The 17,418-nt window shown below is 72.7% G+C and carries 13 protein-coding genes; 5 read left to right on the plus strand and 8 right to left on the minus strand.

Annotated features, from left to right (window positions below; all coding sequences use genetic code 11):
- Positions 1–242: 242 nt before the first annotated feature.
- The 3 genes from HNR68_RS15655 to HNR68_RS27435 all read left to right on the plus strand — a co-directional run bounded on the left by HNR68_RS15655 (position 243) and on the right by HNR68_RS27435 (position 6,612).
- A complete protein-coding gene (locus tag HNR68_RS15655) occupies positions 243–674 on the plus strand; it encodes a Fur family transcriptional regulator (RefSeq protein ID WP_218889242.1) in 432 nt (143 codons plus the stop codon).
- Entirely contained in the window at positions 671–2,893 is a 2,223-nt protein-coding gene (gene katG, locus HNR68_RS15660) for a catalase/peroxidase HPI (protein ID WP_179721702.1), read from the plus strand. The genes HNR68_RS15655 and katG overlap by 4 nt, the downstream gene beginning before the upstream one ends.
- 188 nt (positions 2,894–3,081) lie before the next feature.
- Positions 3,082–6,612 carry an AAA family ATPase gene (locus tag HNR68_RS27435; RefSeq protein ID WP_179721704.1) on the plus strand — a complete coding sequence of 1,177 codons (3,531 nt, stop codon included), beginning with the start codon at positions 3,082–3,084 and terminating at the stop codon, positions 6,610–6,612.
- A gap of 6 nt (positions 6,613–6,618) precedes the next feature.
- Here HNR68_RS27435 and gndA read toward each other — a convergent pair whose 3' ends face one another.
- The 6 genes from gndA to HNR68_RS15695 form a co-directional block, all read right to left on the minus strand.
- Entirely contained in the window at positions 6,619–8,067 is a 1,449-nt protein-coding gene (gene gndA, locus HNR68_RS15670; RefSeq protein WP_179721706.1) for an NADP-dependent phosphogluconate dehydrogenase, read from the minus strand.
- Between the two features lie 128 nt (positions 8,068–8,195).
- Positions 8,196–9,359, minus strand: coding sequence for a L,D-transpeptidase (locus HNR68_RS15675; protein ID WP_179721714.1), 1,164 nt, complete (start codon positions 9,357–9,359; stop codon positions 8,196–8,198).
- A 601-nt stretch (positions 9,360–9,960) separates the two neighbouring features.
- Entirely contained in the window at positions 9,961–11,307 is a 1,347-nt protein-coding gene (locus HNR68_RS15680) for an acetyl-CoA carboxylase biotin carboxylase subunit (protein ID WP_179721716.1), read from the minus strand.
- Positions 11,304–11,543 carry an acetyl-CoA carboxylase gene (locus HNR68_RS15685; RefSeq protein WP_179721718.1) on the minus strand — a complete coding sequence of 80 codons (240 nt, stop codon included), beginning with the start codon at positions 11,541–11,543 and terminating at the stop codon, positions 11,304–11,306. Before HNR68_RS15685 ends, HNR68_RS15680 begins: the two co-directional genes overlap by 4 nt.
- Positions 11,544–11,556: 13 nt before the next feature.
- On the minus strand, positions 11,557–12,540 hold the full coding sequence (locus HNR68_RS15690; protein ID WP_179721720.1) for a 5-oxoprolinase subunit C family protein: 984 nt from the start codon (positions 12,538–12,540) through the stop codon (positions 11,557–11,559).
- Positions 12,537–13,439, minus strand: coding sequence for a carboxyltransferase domain-containing protein (locus HNR68_RS15695; protein ID WP_179721722.1), 903 nt, complete (start codon positions 13,437–13,439; stop codon positions 12,537–12,539). Before HNR68_RS15695 ends, HNR68_RS15690 begins: the two co-directional genes overlap by 4 nt.
- A 219-nt stretch (positions 13,440–13,658) precedes the next feature.
- Between HNR68_RS15695 and HNR68_RS15700 the strand changes: the two genes are divergently transcribed.
- Entirely contained in the window at positions 13,659–14,429 is a 771-nt protein-coding gene (locus HNR68_RS15700; RefSeq protein WP_179721724.1) for a 5-oxoprolinase subunit PxpA, read from the plus strand.
- 1 nt (position 14,430) lies between these two features.
- On the opposite strand, the gene HNR68_RS15705 is transcribed toward HNR68_RS15700, so the two are convergent.
- Together HNR68_RS15705 and gad are read right to left on the minus strand one after the other, a co-directional pair.
- Positions 14,431–15,363, minus strand: coding sequence for a nitrilase-related carbon-nitrogen hydrolase (locus HNR68_RS15705; RefSeq protein WP_179721726.1), 933 nt, complete (start codon positions 15,361–15,363; stop codon positions 14,431–14,433).
- Between the two features lie 91 nt (positions 15,364–15,454).
- Positions 15,455–16,891, minus strand: a complete 1,437-nt coding sequence (gene gad / locus HNR68_RS15710; protein WP_343050174.1) for a glutamate decarboxylase — start codon at positions 16,889–16,891, stop codon at positions 15,455–15,457.
- Between the two features lie 125 nt (positions 16,892–17,016).
- On the opposite strand from gad, the gene HNR68_RS15715 reads away from it, so the two are divergent.
- Complete coding sequence (locus HNR68_RS15715; RefSeq protein ID WP_179721730.1) at positions 17,017–17,391, plus strand: LuxR C-terminal-related transcriptional regulator; 375 nt, start codon at positions 17,017–17,019, stop codon at positions 17,389–17,391.
- Positions 17,392–17,418 lie beyond the last annotated feature (27 nt).

Consider the following 17,418-nt stretch of genomic DNA (forward strand, 5'->3'; position numbering starts at 1 on the left):
GCGGACCGTCCTCCCCCCGGCTCGGTGGCGCGCTCCGCGGGACCACGGGGGAGGAGGTCCGGGGAGCGTGAGAACGCCTGCCGCGCACGGGGTTCCGCGCTGCGTCGCGTGACGGCTGCGTTGTTCACAGTGATCGATGGCTTCAGTGTGGACTGAAGATAACCGATCTGTGAACACACTTGATTCATTCCAGAAAGCCCGTCACACTTCCGCGCGTGCCGACGACAGCGGACTTCGAGCGCATGTTGCGCGAGGCTGCACTGCGAGTCACCCGACCCCGGGTCGCAGTGCTGTCCGCCGTGCACGAGCACCCGCACGCGGACACGGAGTCGATCATCGGTGCGGTGCGCGAGACGCTCCCGAAGGTGTCCCACCAAGCCGTCTACGACGTGCTCAAGGCGTTGACCGCCGCCGGCCTGCTGCGCCGCATCCAGCCGATGGGCTCCCTGGCCCGCTACGAAGCGAGGGTGGGGGACAACCACCACCACCTCGCCTGCCGGTCCTGCGGGGCGGTCGCCGACGTCGACTGCGCCGTGGGGTCCGCCCCGTGTCTGACCGCCTCCGATGCCAGGGGCTTCACCATCGACGAAGCCGAGGTCATCTACTGGGGTCTGTGCCCGGGGTGTTCGCCGGGCGAACCAGAAGCACCTGACGAAGCGAAAGGAAACCAGTGACTGACAGCACCGACGTCGGCCAGGCCGAGGCGCAGAGCGCAGGCGGGTGCCCGGTCGCGCACGGACGTGCGCCGCACCCGACGCAGGGTGGCGGGAACCGCCAGTGGTGGCCGAACAAGCTCAACCTGAAGATCCTCGCGAAGAACCCGCCGGCGGCCAACCCGATGGACGAGGACTTCGACTACGCCGAGGCGTTCCAGAGCCTCGACCTGGCCGCGGTCAAGCGGGACATCGAAGAGGTGCTGACCACCTCGCAGGACTGGTGGCCGGCCGACTTCGGCCACTACGGGCCGTTCATCATCCGGATGGCCTGGCACAGCGCTGGCACCTACCGGATCACCGACGGCCGTGGTGGCGCGGGCGCCGGGCAGCAGCGGTTCGCGCCGCTGAACAGCTGGCCGGACAACGTCAACCTGGACAAGGCCCGCCGTCTGCTGTGGCCGGTCAAGAAGAAGTACGGCCGGAAGCTCTCCTGGGCCGACCTGATGATCCTGGCCGGCAACGTCGCGCTGGAGTCGATGGGTCTGAAGACCTTCGGCTTCTCCGGCGGCCGCGAAGACGTCTGGGAGTCCGAGGAGGACGTCTACTGGGGGCCCGAGACCACCTGGCTCGGCGACGAGCGCTACAGCGGTGACCGCGAGCTGGAGGAGCCCCTCGCCGCGGTCCAGATGGGTCTGATCTACGTCAACCCGGAGGGCCCGAACGGCAACCCGGACCCGGTCGCCGCGGCCCGCGACATCCGCGAGACGTTCCGCCGGATGGCGATGAACGACGAGGAGACGGTCGCGCTCATCGCCGGCGGTCACACCTTCGGCAAGACCCACGGTGCCGCCCCCGACAGCCACCTCGGCCCCAACCCCGAGGCCGCTCCGCTGGAGGAGCAGGGTCTGGGGTGGAGGAACTCCTACGGAACCGGCAAGGGCGCGGACACCATCACCAGCGGCCTGGAGGTCACCTGGACCTCGACGCCGACCAAGTGGACCACCAACTTCCTGTGGAACCTGTTCAGCTTCGAGTGGGAGCTGACCGAGAGCCCGGCCGGCGCCAAGCAGTGGCGGCCGAAGGGTGGCGCGGGGGAGGGCACCGTCCCGCACGCGCACGACCCGGAGAAGCGCATCGCGCCGAACATGCTCACCACCGACCTGGCGCTGCGCTACGACCCGATCTACGAGCCGATCGCCCGCCGGTTCATGGAGAACCCGGACGAGTTCGCCGACGCCTTCGCCCGCGCGTGGTACAAGCTGACCCACCGCGACCTCGGGCCGAAGTCGCGCTACCTCGGCCCGGAGGTGCCGGAGGAGACCCTGCTGTGGCAGGACCCGCTGCCGGAGGTCGACCACGAGCTCATCGACGCGGACGACATCGCCGCGCTGAAGGGCAAGATCCTCGAGTCCGGTCTGGACACCGCGGAGCTGGTCTCCGCCGCGTGGGCGTCGGCCTCGACGTTCCGCGGCAGCGACAAGCGCGGTGGCGCCAACGGCGCGCGGATCCGCCTGGAGCCGCAGCGGAGCTGGGAGGTCAACAACCCCGACCAGCTGGCGCGGGTGCTGAACACCCTGGAGGGCGTCCAGGAGGCGTTCAACTCCGCCCAGACCGGCGGCAAGAAGGTGTCGCTGGCCGACCTGATCGTGCTCGGTGGCTGCGCGGCCGTCGAGCAGGCCGCCAAGGCCGCGGGCCACGACATCGAGGTGCCGTTCACGCCGGGCCGGGTCGACGCCTCGGCGGAGCAGACCGACGCGGAGTCCTTCGCCGCGCTGGAGCCCTCCGCGGACGGGTTCCGCAACTACCTGGGCAAGGGCAACCGCCTGCCGGCCGAGTACCTGCTGCTGGACCGCGCGAACCTGCTCACGCTGAGCGCGCCGGAGATGACCGTCCTCGTCGGCGGCCTCCGCGTGCTGGGCGCGAACTACGACGGTTCCCAGCTCGGTGTGTTCACCGACCAGCCGGGCAAGCTGACCAACGACTTCTTCGTCAACCTGCTCGAGCTGGGCATCACCTGGACGCCGACGTCGGAGGAGGCGCAGACCTTCGAAGCGCGCGACGCCTCGGGTGAGGTGAAGTGGACCGGCAGCCGGGTGGACCTGGTGTTCGGCTCGAACTCCGAGCTGCGTGCCCTCGCGGAGGTCTACGCCTGCGACGACGCGAAGGAGAAGTTCGTCCGCGACTTCGTGAAGGCCTGGGACAAGGTCATGAACCTCGACCGGTTCGACCTCGCCTGATCCCGCTGGACCGCTGACCGGGACCCCGTCCGCGCAGGGCGGGGTCCCGGTGCTCTTCCGAGGCATCCCGCCGGAGCCCGCGGCTCCGTCCACATGCGACCCTGCCTCCGGGCCGTCCGCAGGAGTCCGGCGGCCGCGGTGCGGGTCGTCCCCGTGCCCCGCCGCGGGCGTCGATAGTCTGGCCGATCGTGGACCGACCGACGTTGCCCGAGCACCTGCACCTGCTGCTGTCCGACGAACCCGTGCTGGACGTGTACGCGCACGGTCCGTGGCGGGTCCCCGACGGGTTGTACCAGGAGGTCTGGGAGCGCGCCGAGGAGCTCAACCGGGACCCGGCGGCGGAAGCGCTGGCGGTGGAGCTGCCGGAGTTCTACGCCGAGGGCACCACGGTGGTCGGTGCCGAGCTGTGGTGCCTGCTGGAGTTCCTGCTCGGCACGGCGGCGGTCCGCGGCGGCACCGCCCCCGACGTGCAGTGCGAGGCGCTGAGCGGGTTCGTCGCGCAGCCCTGGCAGCCCCACCGCGGCTGGGGGTGGGCCGCGACCGCCTCGCCGTTCCGCCCGCCCGCGGAGTGGTTGCTGACCGGGGCCGGTGACGACCCGGAACTGCGGGAGGCCGCGTTCGACCTGGCCCGCCGTTGCCTGGACGTCTTCGCCGGGATCGAACCGCTCGAGACCCGCAGGCAGGCACTGATCGCCCTGCACGACCTGCGCGCGGCCGACCCGGCGCTGGCCAAGCAGGACCTCGTCGCCCCGCTCGGGACGCTCCGCGACGTGTGGGCCGAGCGCGCGGACGAGTCGGTGCTGGCCGCGCTGCCCGAACTCGCCGGCCCGGCCGGGTACCTGGACTGGGCGTGCTCGGGGTTCCTCGCCGCGCACCAGCGGTTGCTGGAGCGGGTGCCGGGAGCGGCGGGCACCGGACCGGTGCCCGAGATCAGCCCCGCGGTGGAGCACGAAGCCGCGCTCGCCCACCTCATGCTGCACGCCGACCTGGTGGAGGTGCCCGCGGAGCTGGCGCTCACCACGGGCCGCCCGATGTTCGAGACCGTGCAGAGCATGTTCGCCAGCCTCCGCGAGAGCTTCCACGCCGAGCGGTGGCACAACCTGGTGCTCGCCTGGCTGGGGCGCGGGCTCCTGGCCGGTGAGGTGGACGTCTGCCGCGCCTGGCTGGACATGGCGATGCGGATCACCGGCGTGGTGCAGGGCCTGCCGCACGGCGTGGTGCCGCCGAGCTGCGGGGCGCTGGTGCAGGGCTTCCAGCAGCAGCTGCGGGCGCTGGCCCGGCCGCGCCGGGTGCTCAACCCGCTGGTGGCGAAGCTGTCCACCGGTGAACAGCTGCACGACGCGCCCGAGGACCCGGCCGCGGACCTGGTGGGCCAGCCGGACCTGGCGGAGGCGGTCCGCACCGAGCTGGCGGAGTTCCGGCAGGGCCGTTCCGGGGCGGTGCGGATGGTGCTGGCCGGGCCGGAGAGCACCGGCCGGGGCACGGCGGTCGGGCTGCTGCGCGGCGCCCTGCTCGCTCCCGGCAGGCAGGAGGTGTGGCTGTCCGAGTCGGAGTTCGTCAGCCTGGACGTCAGCAACGCCGTCGTGCACTTCCAGCAGCGGACCTACGGGCTCGGCGCCCGGGACCTGCTGGTGCTGCACGGGCTCGACCAGGTGGCGGGCCTGGAGTGGTCCGGGCCCGCGCTGCTGGAGGAGCTGCGGCGGCTGCTGCACCGGCTGCCGGACCTGCACGTCCTCGCGGTGTGCCGGGCCGGGGGAGCCGACCGGGTGGGCGAGGTGAACCCGGCGCTGCTCCACCGGTTCCGGGTCGTCGGCACGCGCCCGTTCACGCTCGACGAGCGAACGGAACTGTTCCGGCGGGCGGTGGTCCGGCGCGGTGCGGTCGTCGCGGACGAGGTCGCCCGGGAGGGCGCTCGGCTGGCGGGGGCCGGGCGGCAGAACCTGCGCGGCGCTCGCCTGGTCGAGCACCTCGCGGCGCGCGGCGTCGACGTGGCCCGGGCCCGCGGCGGCGACGGCCCGGTGGAGGTGCTGCGCCGCGACCTGCCGGCGGCACCGGGCCGCGGCGCGGACTTCGCCGACTGCGTCGGCCTGGAGTCGGTCCGCCGCGAGCTGGACCTGGTGCTGGCCGAGGCGCGCGCCGCCGAGCTGCGCCGGCGAGCCGGGATGCCGGGGGAGGTGCGGCCCCGGCACCTGGTGTTCACCGGATCACCGGGCACGGGCAAGACGACCGCCGCCGGGGTGCTCGGCCGGATGTGCGCCGACCTGGGGTTGCTGTCCTCCGGGCACCTGGTGGTGGTCGACTGCGCGGACCTGGCCGGGCGGCACCTGGCGGAGGCCGCGGTCGGCGTGCAGCGCGCGATCGACCAGGCCGCCGGCGGCGTGCTCTGCATCGAGGACGCGGGCACCCTCGCCCGGCCCGGCATCGACCTCGACCAGGCCCGCAACCGCAGCGTCATCGACGCGCTGCTGGCCGGCCTGCAGGCGCGGCGGCACGACCTGCTGGTGGTGCTGTGCGGCCCGGACGCGGCGGTCAACGGGCTGCTCAAGGCCAACCCGGAGCTGGCGGTGGCCTTCCCGAAGGTGGTGCGCTTCCCGGACCTCACCGACGAGCAGGTCGTGGAGCTGTTCGAGCGCAAGGCCGCGGACGCGGGCTTCACGCTGGGCACCGGGGTGCGGCAGGAGGTCGCGCGGCTGGTCCGGTCCGCCCGCCGCGACGCGGCGATGAGCAACGGGCGCCTGGCCACCCACCTGCTGGAGCGCACGGTCTCCCTGCAGTCCCGGCGGATCCTGGCCGCGGAGGAGCCGGGCGAGCTGGACCGGATCGAGGTCGACGACGTCCCGGACACCCCGGTGGACCAGGTGCGCGCGGAGCTGCCGGCGGACCCGATGGCGGCGATCGACGACCTGGTCGGCCTGGAGTCGGTCAAGCGCGAGGTCCGGCTGCTGGTGGCGGAGGCCGAGGCGGACCAGCTGCGCCGCGACGCGGGGCTGTCCCCGGGCTCGCGCATGCGGCACCTGGTGTTCACCGGTAACCCGGGCACGGCCAAGACCACGGTGGCCCGGCTGCTCGCGGCGGTGTACGCCAAGCTCGGCCTGCTGTCCTCCGGTCACCTGGTGGAGGTGTCGCACGCGGACCTCATCGCCCAGTACATCGGGCAGACCGCGCCGAAGGTGCGCGCCGCGGTGGAACGCGCGCTGGGCGGTGTGCTGTTCATCGACGAGGCGTACGCGCTGACCCCGCCGGACGGCAGGCAGTCCTACGGGCCGGAGGCGATCGCCGAGCTGCTGCGGCTGATGGAGGAGCACCGCGACGACCTCGTGGTGATCGCCGCCGGGTACGAGAGCCGCATGGTGGAGTTCCTGCGCACCAACCCGGGGCTGGCGTCCCGGTTCCCCTCGGTGGTGCACTTCCCGGACTACGACGAGGCGGAGCTGGTCGCGATCTTCGAGCGGATGGCGGCCGCTGCCGGGTTCACCCTTGACGAGGGGGTCGAGGCGGAGGTGCGCCGGATCCTGCGGGCGGCCAAGCGCGACGAGTCCTTCGGCAACGGCCGGGTGGTGCGCAACCTGCTGGACCGGGCCGTCGCGTTGCAGGGCGAGCGGATCACGGCGGGCGACGGGGACGCCGCAGAGGTCCGGCTGCTGCGCCCGGCCGACCTGGCCGGGGTGCGGGTCAGCCAGCTCGCCACCGGGGACGACCCGGTCGGCCAGTACCTCTGACGCCCGTCAGTGGCCGGGGACCTCGCTCTCGGTGCGGTCGCCGGACCACTGGGTGTGGAAGGTCCCCGGCCGGTCCACGCGCTGGTAGGTGTGGGCGCCGAAGTAGTCGCGCTGCGCCTGCACCAGCGCGGCGGGCAGGCGCTCGACCGCCAGCGAGTCGTAGTAGCTCAGCGCGGCGCCGAAGCCCGGCACCGGCACGCCGGACTGGGCCGCGGTGGCCACCACCCGGCGCCAGGCCCGCTCGCCGTCGGCGACCGCCTGCGCGAAGTACGGCGCCTCCAGCAGGGTCGCGACGTCCGGGTCCTCGTCGTAGGCCTCGGCGATGCGGTTGAGGAACTGGGCCCGGATGATGCAGCCCCCGCGCCAGATCTTGGCGATCCGGTCCTTGCGGATGTCCCAGCCGTACTTCCGGGCGCCCGCGGTGATCATGTCGAAGCCCTGCGCGTAGGCGACGACCTTGGAGGCGTAGAGCGCCTTGGCCACCTCGTCGGCGAAGGACGCGTCGACCCGCTGGGGCTGCGGGCGCGAGGCCACCACCCGCCGCACCGCCTCGCGCTGCGCCTGCTTGCCGGACACCGCCCGGGCGAACACGGCCTCGGCGATGCCACCGACCGGCACGCCGAGGTCGAGCGCGTTCTGCACGGTCCACACCCCGGTTCCCTTCGAACCGGCTTGGTCCAGCACCACGTCGACGAACGGCTTGCCGGTGGCGGCGTCGACGTGGCGCAGCACCTCCGCGGTGATCTCGATGAGGTAGGACTCCAGCGGCCCCCGGTTCCACTCCGCGAAGACGTCGGCGATGGCGGCCGGCTCGAGACCGCCCACGGTCCGCAGCAGGTCGAAGGCCTCGGCGATGAGCTGCATGTCCGCGTACTCGATGCCGTTGTGGATCATCTTGACGAAGTGCCCGGCGCCGTCGGTGCCGACGTGGGTGACGCAGGGCTCGCCCTCGGCGACGGCGGCGATGGAGGCCAGGATCGGGCCCAGCGTCTCGTAGGACTCCGCCGAACCGCCCGGCATGATCGACGGCCCGTGCAGCGCACCCTCCTCGCCGCCGGAGATCCCGGCCCCGACGAAGTGGATGCCGGTGGGCGCGATCCGCTGCTCCCGGGCGATGGTGTCCTGGAAGTTGGCGTTGCCGCCGTCGACGATGATGTCGCCGGGCTCGAAGCGCTCGGCGAGCTGGTCGATCACCGCGTCGGTGCCCTTCCCGGCCTGCACCATGATGATCGCGGTGCGCGGCTTGGCCAGCGAGGCGACGAAGTCGTCGATCGACTCGCTCGGCACGAAGCCCGCCTCGGGGTGCTCGGTGACGAGCTGTTCGGTGCGCGCGTAGGTCCGGTTGTGGACCGCGACGGTGTTGCCCTCGCGCGAGGCCAGGTTGCGGGCCAGGTTCGAGCCCATCACCGCCAGTCCGACGACCCCGATGTTGGCTCGTGCTGTGCTGCTGCCCATGCGGACCTCCGAACAGTGCGCGTGCGGTGACGACCGGGCGCCGGCGGTGGTCTCGACGTCGGCGTGCCGGACGCCGGCGCTTCCCCGATCATCGCCTCCCGGTCGCCGCGTCGCAGCGCGGCAGCGGTTCAGCGCTGCTCGTGGAGGGCGCTGCCGCGGACGTACTCCTCCCACGGGATCGTCCAGTCCGGGATGTCCCCGTCCGCGGTCGTCAGCGGCTTGTCCGAGCCGACGATCTCCACCGGGTCGCCGATCTGCACGAAGTCGAAGAACCACTTGCCGTCCTCGGGCGAGAGGTTGATGCACCCGTGCGAGACGTTGGAGACGCCCTGCGCCCACACGGTGGCGGGGTTGACGTGGACGAACTCGCCGTTGTTGGAGATGCGCACCGCGTAGGGCAGGACCTCGTCGTAGTAGCCGGGCTCGCCCTTCTGCGGCCCGCCCCAGGTGTCTGAGCGCATCCGGGTCGAGGTGTGCTTCTCGAAGGCCACGTGCACGCCGGACTGGGTCGGGTAGACGCTGCGGCCGTAGGAGGCAGGCAGCCGCCGGACCTCCTGGCCGTCCTGGTACACGACGAACTCGTGGGTGTTGACGTCACCGACGGCGCGCTGGTCCCGCCCGATGCGGAAGTTCGTCTCGTGGTCGGCGGTGCCCATGACGCCGCCCCCGGTGTCCACCCCGTACAACCGCGCGCGCACCCGGACGGTGGTGCCGGGCTTCCAGTACTCCTTGGGGCGCCAGTTCACCTGCTCGTCGCTCATCCAGTGGAACGAGCCCTCGGTGGGCACCGACGTCTCGACCGACAGGCGGCGTTCCACGGCGGCGCGGTCGGTCACCGGCCTGCTGAAGTAGATCGACACCGGCATGGCGATCCCGACCTCGTCACCGTCGCTGGGCCGGGTCCGCTCCACCACGACCTCGTCCACGGGCGTGGCGGTGGTGAACGTCGTGTGCGTCGGCGGGGCGGGGATGCGCTCGGCGTCCTGCGCGTGCGCCTGCACCCGGTAGGTCGTGCTGAACTCCAGCGGCGTGGTGGTGCTCCAGCGCCGCCCGCCGTCGATCATCTCGCCCGGCACCACGGCCCCGTCGTCGGTGGTCACGGTGACCGAGGTGAGCACGCCGCGGTGCGCGGTGACGACCAGCGGGTCGCTCGGCGGGACCTGCTGCGCCCGGTCCGGCACCGACGTCGTCACCGTCGCCTCGGAGACCTCCGGCTCCGGTTCCGAGCACGACGTCAAGGCGCAGGCCAGCACGGTCGCGATGATGAGTGGCCACCTCTTGACGCCCTGCATGCCGACCCCCCGAACCTCGACGCTGCGGCTCCCCGTCCTCACACTGTCGGTGCAGAACCGCCACTTCTCAACACGATCATGTTGAGGAGCAACCGCTTCCGCGTGCCCGGCGATCGGCTCCGCGGGTGACGGGTCCGTTGCGACGAACCGGGGATCGGTCCGTCGTCGTGATCGACACGCCCGTCCGGTCGAGGGCCGCCGGGCTGGGCTCGCGCGCACGGGGAGGCACGGCTGCGAGGTGGTGGACGGTGGCCGCGGCACGCAGGACGACCGCGCGCTGGGGCTCGCGCCGGCCGCAGACCAGACCGACCCCCATCGCTGGCCGCGACTCCGGTGCGCCCGGACCCGCCGCACCTGCAGCAAGTCCCGGCCCGCAGCGGTCGTCCCGTCGACGCCCGGCCCGGTTCCCGCCGCACCGCGGGGCGACGAGCCCCCGCCGCGGCCCCCACGGGTCGAGGAGACCCCCCCACGTCGCCGACGTGCGGGTGGAGGTCTCCCTACCGGTGCTCGGCGTGGCGGTCGAGCTCGACGTGGACCGGGACCAGGTCGGCCGGGACGCCGAGGTGGAGGCGGGGCCGCCGCGCTGGACGGCGGGCACACCTCATCCGTCGAGCAGCTGCTCCAGCCACGTCGTGTGCACGGGTCCGTGGCGCAGCTCCGGCTCGTCGAGCAGCCGCCGGTGCAGCTCGGCCGTCGTGGCGATGCCGTCGGCGTGGAACTCCCGCAGCGCCTGGCGCGCCCGCGCGAGCGCCTGCTCACGGTCGGCTCCCCAGCACACCAGCTTGCCGAGCAGCGAGTCGTAGAACGGGCTGACCCGGTCGCCGACGTCGATCCAGGTGTCGAACCGCACCCCCGGCCCGCCGGGCAGCTGGAACGCGGTGACCTCGCCGGGGGTCGGGGCGAAGCCGCGCTGCGGGTCCTCGGCGTTGATCCGCAGCTCCACCGCGGCACCGCGCACCGCGACGGAGTCCTGGTCGAACGACACCGGCGCACCGCCGCTGATCCGCAGCTGCTCGGCGACCAGGTCGACGCCCGTGACCTCCTCGGTGATCGGGTGCTCGACCTGGATCCGCGTGTTCATCTCGATGAAGTAGAAGCCCTCCTCCTCGTCGACGAGGAACTCGACCGTCCCGGCGTTGCGGTAGCCGACGTGCTCGGCCAGGCGCACCGCCGCGTCGGCCAGGCCGCGGCGCACGTCCTCGGACAGCTGCGGCGCCGGTGCCTCCTCGATCAGCTTCTGCCTGCGCCGCTGCACCGAGCAGTCCCGCTCGAACAGGTGCCGGACGCCGCCGTGCTCGTCGGCGAGCACCTGCACCTCGACGTGCCGGGCGCGGGGGAGGGCGCGTTCCAGGTAGACGGTCGGGTCCCCGAACGCGGACTGCGCCTCCGCCTGCGCGCTCGGCAGCACGTCGGCCAGCTCCTGCGCGTCGCGCACCGGACGGATGCCCCGGCCGCCGCCCCCGGCCGCGGCCTTGATGAGCAACGGGTAGCCCAGCTCCGCGGCGGCCCGCTCCGCCTCGGACTGGTCCGAGCACGGACCGCTGCCCGGCACCACCGGCACACCGGCCGCCTCCGCCGTGCGGCGCGCGGTCGCCTTGTCCCCCATCAGGTCGATGGCCTCCGGCGGCGGGCCGATGAACACCAGCCCCGCGTCGCGCACCGCCCGCGCGAAACCGGAGTTCTCCGCCAGGAACCCGTAACCGGGGTGCACGGCGTCCACCTCGGCCGCCTTGGCGGCCTTGAGCAGCCCCTCGACGTCGAGGTAGGACTTCTGCGCGGAGGAGCGGCCGATGTGCAGGGCCTCGTCGGCCATCCGGACCCACCGGGCGTGCTCGTCGGCGTCGGAGTAGACCGCGACCGCCTCCACCCCCGCGGTGTGGCAGGCGCGGACGATCCGCACCGCGATCTCGCCGCGGTTGGCCACCAACACGCGGCGCAGCCCGGTCATGACTCGTCCAGTTCGAACAAGGGCTGCCCGACCTCGACCTCGTCGCCGTCGTCCAGCAGCACCTTGGTGATCACCCCGGCGGTCTCCGCCTTGATCTCGTTGTAGGTCTTCATCACCTCGATGAGACCCAGCGTCTGCCCCGGTTCGACCTTGTCCCCGGGCTTGATGTACGGGTCGGCGTCGGGGGACGGACGGCGGTAGAACACGCCCGGCAGCTGGGCGTCCACTTCGGACATGGTTCCTCCCGGTTCAGCTGGGGTCCGCGTCGAGGGCGACGCGGGCCTTGGCCAGTCGCGCACGTCGTTCCTGCCGGGCCACCAGCGCGGCGTCGAGGTCGACGGCGGTGAAGCGCACCTTGCTGCCGGTCCGCGCCTGCGCGACGCGGTCGCGGTCCGCCGAGATCACCGTGCCGATCGTGGCGTAGCCGCCGCCGGTCACGGCGTCGTTGAGCAGGACGATCGGCTCGTCACCACCGGGGACCTGCACCGACCCCACCGGGTAGCCGAGGTCCACCACGTTGGCCGGGTCACTGCCCGCGCCGAAGGGCTGCTCCCGCTCGACGAAGTCCAGCGATCCGCCGCGCAACCGGTAGCCCACCCGGTCGGCGTCCTTGGTGACCCGCCACTCGGTGTCCAAGAAGGACCGCAGCGCGCCCTCGGTCAGCCGGTAGGAGCACAGCCCCACGACCACCCGCAGCTCGACGACGTCGGGGAAGTCCACGCGCAGTTCCGCCGGCAGCTCCGCGCCGGCCGGTGCCGACGGCGCGGCGCCCAGCGGCAACCGGTCGCCGGAGGCCAGCGCGCGGCCCTGGAAGCCGCCGATGCCGGTGAGCATGTAGGTGGACCGCGATCCCAGGTAGGGCGGCACGTCGATGCCGCCGCCGATCGCGATGTAGGGCCGGGCACCGCGGTGGACCCGCGTCGCCGCCAGCACGTCACCGGGCCCCACCCGCAGCGGCTGCCAGGTCGGGGCGGGCTGGCCGTTGATCGTGACCTCGCAGTCGGCGCCGGTGACCGCGACGTGGCGGGAGTCGGTGAACTCCAGCTCCGGGCCCAGGTAGGTCGCCTCCAGCACGGCGGCACCGCGCGGGTTGCCGACCAGGAGGTTGGCGATCTCGTAGGAGTACTGGTCCATGGCTCCGGACGGCGGCATGCCGATGGCGTACTGCCCGTCCCGCCCGGCGTCCTGCACGGTCGTGGACAGGCCGCCCGAGCGCACGATCACCTCGGTCATCGGTACAGCACCTCCATCAGCCTGTCGTTGACGCCGTCGGGGTCGGCGAGGAACTCCGCGGGCCGGAACGACACCTCCCGGGTGCGGTAGCGGAACGTGCCCGCCTCCACCTCGGCGCGGACGGCCTCGTACTCCTCGAGGTCGATCGACCGGTAGCGCAGCACGTCACTGGCCTGGGGGAACGCGATGCGGTCGGCGAAGTCCGGCAACCGCTGGGAGAGGTCGAACACCGGCGCGGGGGCGATGCCGAACAGCTGGTACCCGCCGGCCCCGCGCACCGGGTAGACGACGGCGAACGCGCCGCCGAAGCCGAACGCCCGCTCCGGGGTGTCCGTGCGCGGCCGCACGTACTTGGGCACCTCGATCTGCCGGTCCCGCGGCACCATCTGGTAGCAGAACGGCAGGCCGGGCACGAACCCGAGCATGGTGACGATGAACGGCGCCGAGGTGATCGCGTCGATGAGCGAACCGACGTCGGGGTGGCCGTTGATCCGCGCCGCGTACTCGAGGTCGGTGGCCTCCGGGTCCTGGTGGCGGTCCCGGAACCGCATCAGCGTCTCGCGGGTCCACGGGTCGTCGAAGAGCACCGGGACGTCGACCACGCGGGTGTGCACGGTGTAGTCCTCGGGGAGCTCGCCCGCGGAGTGCTCCAGCTCCTCCAGCCGCTCCACCAGCGCCGCGGGGTGCAGCCGGTCCGGGTCGACCCGGACCAGGTAGGAGGCGTTGGACGGGCAGATGTCGATGACGCCGTCCAGGTCGAGCTCCCGCAGCGCCCCGGTGATCGCCATCGCCTTGAAGTTCGCCTCGAGGCTCATCTCGCGGTCGAGCTCGACGAAAACGAACTCGTCGCCACCGAACTCGTACCGGGCGGGTGGTAGGTCAACCTTCGTCGCGGTCACGGTGCCCCTCCTCACTCACCGGCGGCAAGGAAAGGGTGCCCCTCCTCACCTCCTGGCGGCAAGGAGTAAGGATGCGCCGCGGACTCCCGGCGCGCATCGCCGTCGTGACCGCACGCCCCACGTTCGAGTGGGTTCGGCAGTGTGCTTCGGGGGCTGCACCGGGGATGGCCCGGGCTTATGATCGGTTCTTCAAGCCCTTCTTCCGGGAGGTGCAGGGACGTGCGCACGCTCATCGATCTCAACGCCGACGCGGGGGAGAGCTTCGGCCGGTGGCGGCTGGGGGACGACGCCGGGCTCATCCCGCTGGTGTCGTCGGTCAACGTGGCCTGCGGGTGGCACGGGGGAGACCCGGCGACCATGCGCCGCTCGGTGCAGCTGGCGCGCGACGGAGGGACGTCGGTGGGGGCCCACCCCGGGTTCCCCGACCTGGCCGGGTTCGGGCGGCGCGCGATGGCGATGAGCCCGCAGGACGCCGCCGACGCCTGCCTGTACCAGTTCGGCGCCCTGCGGGCGATCGCCGACCTGCACGGGGTCGAGGTGGCGCACGTGAAACCGCACGGGGCGCTGTACGGGCTCGCCGCCCGGGACGCCGCCGTCGCCGAGGCGATCGTCGAGGCGTTCGCGACCGCGGCACCGGGCGTGCTGGTGGTGCTGCTCGCCGGACCGGTCGCCGAGGGGCTCGCCGAGCGCGGGTTCCCGGTGGTGCGGGAGGCGTTCGCCGACCTCGACTACGACGACGACGGCCACATCATCATCGAGCCGGACCCGCAGGCCAAGCCCCCGCAGCAGTGCGCCGAACAGGCCGTCGCCGTGCTCCGCGGGGCGGTCACGTCGACCTCGGGCCGTCAGGTCGAGGTCGACGCGGACACCATCTGCGTGCACGGCGACCGCCCGAACGCGGTGGCGGTCGCGCAGGCGATCCGCGACCGGTTCGCCACCGAGGGCGTGACCCTCGCCCCGATGGCGGAGGTGGCGAGCAGCCGCCGGTGAGTCAGCCCGCGGGCAGCAACCGGTCGCCGACGGGCAGCCGCGAGTTGGTCAGGTGGTTGCCCTCCGGGCTGAACGGCGGTACCGCGTCCGGCACGCAGTCGGCCACCAGGAGCGCGTCCGCGGTCTGCTCGGCGGGACCGGCGCACACCACGGGCTGCCCGTCCGGGCCCCAGACCCCGGAGTTGCCCCGGTACTCCCACTGCCCGCGCTCCGAGACCTCCCAGCCCCGCCGGTTGGCGTAGGCGACGAACACCCGCCACACCGCGGCCATCGCCGGGATGATGTGCTCGGTGGCGTCCGGGTACGGCACCTGCGTCGGCGAGCCGTCGTGCAGCACGAAGTGCCGGTCGGCGGCGGTGGGACCGACGACGAGCCGCGCGCCGTGCCGCGCCAGGTGCTGGTACAGCGGCGGGAACTCGCACTCGTAGCAGTTGAGCACACCCACCCGGAACCCGTTGATCTCCACCACCGGCGGCAGCTCGTCGCCCGGGGTGAAGTTGGCGCGCTCGGCCGCGCCGTACAGGTGGGTCTTGCGGTAGTTGGCCAGCAACTGTCCATCGTGGACGACCGCCACGGAGTCGTGCAGCGCGCCGTCGGCGGCCTGCTCCACGTAGGGGAGCACGATGCCGATGTCGTGCTGCTGCGAGAGCTTCCGCGCCGCGCGCACCGACTGGCCGTCGCTGGGTTCGGCGAGCCGGGCGCACTCCTCCGGGCCGAGCGAGTACCCGGTGTTGTAGCACTCCGGGAACGCGCACAGGTGGCAGCGGTAGCGCGCGGCCAGCGCCACGGCCTGCTCCATCCTCGCCAGGTTGTCCACGACCGCCTGCGGTGTGCCCACGGGGTTCTCCGCCTGGAAGATCGCCAGCCGCAACCCGGTGCCGGGGCGGGGCGGTTCGCTGTGCACGAGCTTGCCGAGAACGCGGATGGGACGCATGGATTCTCCTCACTCGGGGGTTTCGGGACGGGGATGGTCGGAGCGGGGGGGCGGTGCGGGAGGTTCCGCGCACCGCTCACCCGCACCGGGGTCACACTGCGTGGGGACGGGTGAACTCGTCGACGGCGGCCGCGAACGCGACCACGTCCGACGGGCGCAGGTCGCTGCGCACCACGACGCGCATCGCGGTCAGCTCCTCGAGGTCCGGCGGCAGCTGGTACACCGGGACCGCCCAGCCGCACTCGCCGAGCCGCCGGGCCAGTTGGGAGAGCTTGAGGTCGGGCTCGGCGGTCACCGCCACCACGGGGAGGTCGCTGCCGTCCCCGAGGAACTGGAACCGTCCCGTGGCACGCAGCCGCGCGGCCAGGTCCTGCGCCAGGCGCCGGGAACGCGCGTGGAGGCTGCGGTAGCCGGCGAACCCGTAGCGGAGGAAGTTGTAGTACTGCAGCACCACCGGCGCGGCCGAGCGCGAGAAGGTGAACTCGTGGTAGGTGTGGTTGCTGCCCAGGTAGTTGACCGGGAAGCCGAGCCGCCCGCTGCGGTGGTCGCGGTCGCGCCACAGCACCCACCCCAGTCCGGGCGGCACCTGGCCGTACTTGTGGCCCGACGCGTTGATCGACACCACCCGGGGCAGGTCGAAGCCCCACTGCAGGTCGGGGTCGAGGAAGGGGGCGATGAAGCCGCCCCCGGCCGCGTCGACGTGCACCGGCACGTCGATCCCGGACCGGTCGGCCAGCTGGTCCAGCTCGGCGGCGATGTCCCGCACCGGTTCGTAGCGCCCGTCGAGGGTGCCGCCCAGGACGGCCACCACGCCGATGGTCGACTCGTCGCACAGCTCGGCCGCGACGGCTCCGTCGAGCCCGACGCACCCGGGCCGGGCGGGCGCGACCCGCGGTTCGACTCCCCAGTGCCGGCAGAAGTTCCGCCAGCAGGCGTGCACGCCCGCGCCCATCACCAGGTTGGGGCGCCGCGCGCCGGACCCGGTGCGTTCTTCCCAGCGGTGCAGCAGGGAGAGCCCAGCCAGCAGCGCGGCTTCGCTCGACCCGGTGGTCGCCGACCCCACCACCCGACAGCCGTCACCGCCCCAGAGCTCGCCGAGGATGCGCACGCACTCCTGCACCAGTTCGTCCGTGGCCGGGTACTGCTCGCGGTCGGCGAGGTTCCGGTTCAGGTAGGCGCTGTGCAGCTGCACGGCTTCCGGCTCGAACGACGTGGTCAAGAACGTCGCGAGGTTGCGCACCGGTTCGGCGTCGTCGCGCAACCGGTGCCGCACGGCCGCGGCCGCGGCGGCGGGGTCCATGCTGCAGCGGGGGATTCCGCCCGTACGGCCGGACCGATTGGGCCGTGCGGGATCCTCTTTCGCGCCTGGCGGGACTAGCATTCGTGGCTCCCCCTGTTCGTTGTGGGCCGACGAACGCGAACCTACGGTCGCGCGGAGATCGAAACCATGAACAATTCGGCCCAGGTCTTCTGGCAGGGGTACCGGATCGGGTGTGCGCTGGGCTGTTCGCGTCAATCTCCTCGGCATTCGAGGGAACAGCCGCTCGACCCAGCAACGATGCGCGCTGCGCGAACGAAACTGTGGGCGTCAGAACGGATTCGACCGCTGCGTGCTCGCGCACCAGCGATCACTCGCACAGGTGGAGTACCTCGATGGCCCTCTCGTACGATCAGGCGTTGGACCGGGCGATCACCGCACTGCTGCTGGAGGCCGTCGAGCACTCCCGCGCGCTGCGGCACGTCCTGGAACAGGTGGGACATCTGGTGATGCTGCGCGTCCAGCTCCACCACGCCGGCGCCGCGGCCGGATCGACCGAGGAGCCCGACGGTGAGGGCTTCCCCGAGCTGACGAACCGCGAGCACGAGGTGCTCGGCTACCTCGTGCGTGGCGGTACGAACCGGGAGATCGCGAAAGCTCTCGGGATCTCCGAGCGGACCGTGAAGAACCACATGCGCAACATCTTCACGAAGCTCGGCGTCGCCGACCGGACTTCGGCCGCGGTGAAGGCTCTGGAGAGTCGCCGATGATCAGGAGGTGAACGGTCACTGTGGACA

It is taken from the genome of Saccharopolyspora hordei, assembly GCF_013410345.1.
Lineage (GTDB): Bacteria > Actinomycetota > Actinomycetes > Mycobacteriales > Pseudonocardiaceae > Saccharopolyspora > Saccharopolyspora hordei.

What these genes read in the sequence shown, in the direction of transcription:
- HNR68_RS15655 (WP_218889242.1), top strand. Translation starts at nt 243, where the DNA reads ATGTTGCGCGAGGCTGCACTGCGAGTCACCCGACCCCGGGTCGCAGTG.
- gndA (WP_179721706.1), bottom strand. Translation starts at nt 8,067, where the DNA reads ATGGGCAGCAGCACAGCACGAGCCAACATCGGGGTCGTCGGACTGGCG.
- HNR68_RS15675 (WP_179721714.1), bottom strand. Translation starts at nt 9,359, where the DNA reads ATGCAGGGCGTCAAGAGGTGGCCACTCATCATCGCGACCGTGCTGGCC.
- HNR68_RS15680 (WP_179721716.1), bottom strand. Translation starts at nt 11,307, where the DNA reads ATGACCGGGCTGCGCCGCGTGTTGGTGGCCAACCGCGGCGAGATCGCG.
- HNR68_RS15685 (WP_179721718.1), bottom strand. Translation starts at nt 11,543, where the DNA reads ATGTCCGAAGTGGACGCCCAGCTGCCGGGCGTGTTCTACCGCCGTCCG.
- HNR68_RS15690 (WP_179721720.1), bottom strand. Translation starts at nt 12,540, where the DNA reads ATGACCGAGGTGATCGTGCGCTCGGGCGGCCTGTCCACGACCGTGCAG.
- HNR68_RS15705 (WP_179721726.1), bottom strand. Translation starts at nt 15,363, where the DNA reads ATGCGTCCCATCCGCGTTCTCGGCAAGCTCGTGCACAGCGAACCGCCC.
- gad (WP_343050174.1), bottom strand. Translation starts at nt 16,891, where the DNA reads ATGCCGAGGAGATTGACGCGAACAGCCCAGCGCACACCCGATCCGGTA.
- HNR68_RS15715 (WP_179721730.1), top strand. Translation starts at nt 17,017, where the DNA reads ATGGCCCTCTCGTACGATCAGGCGTTGGACCGGGCGATCACCGCACTG.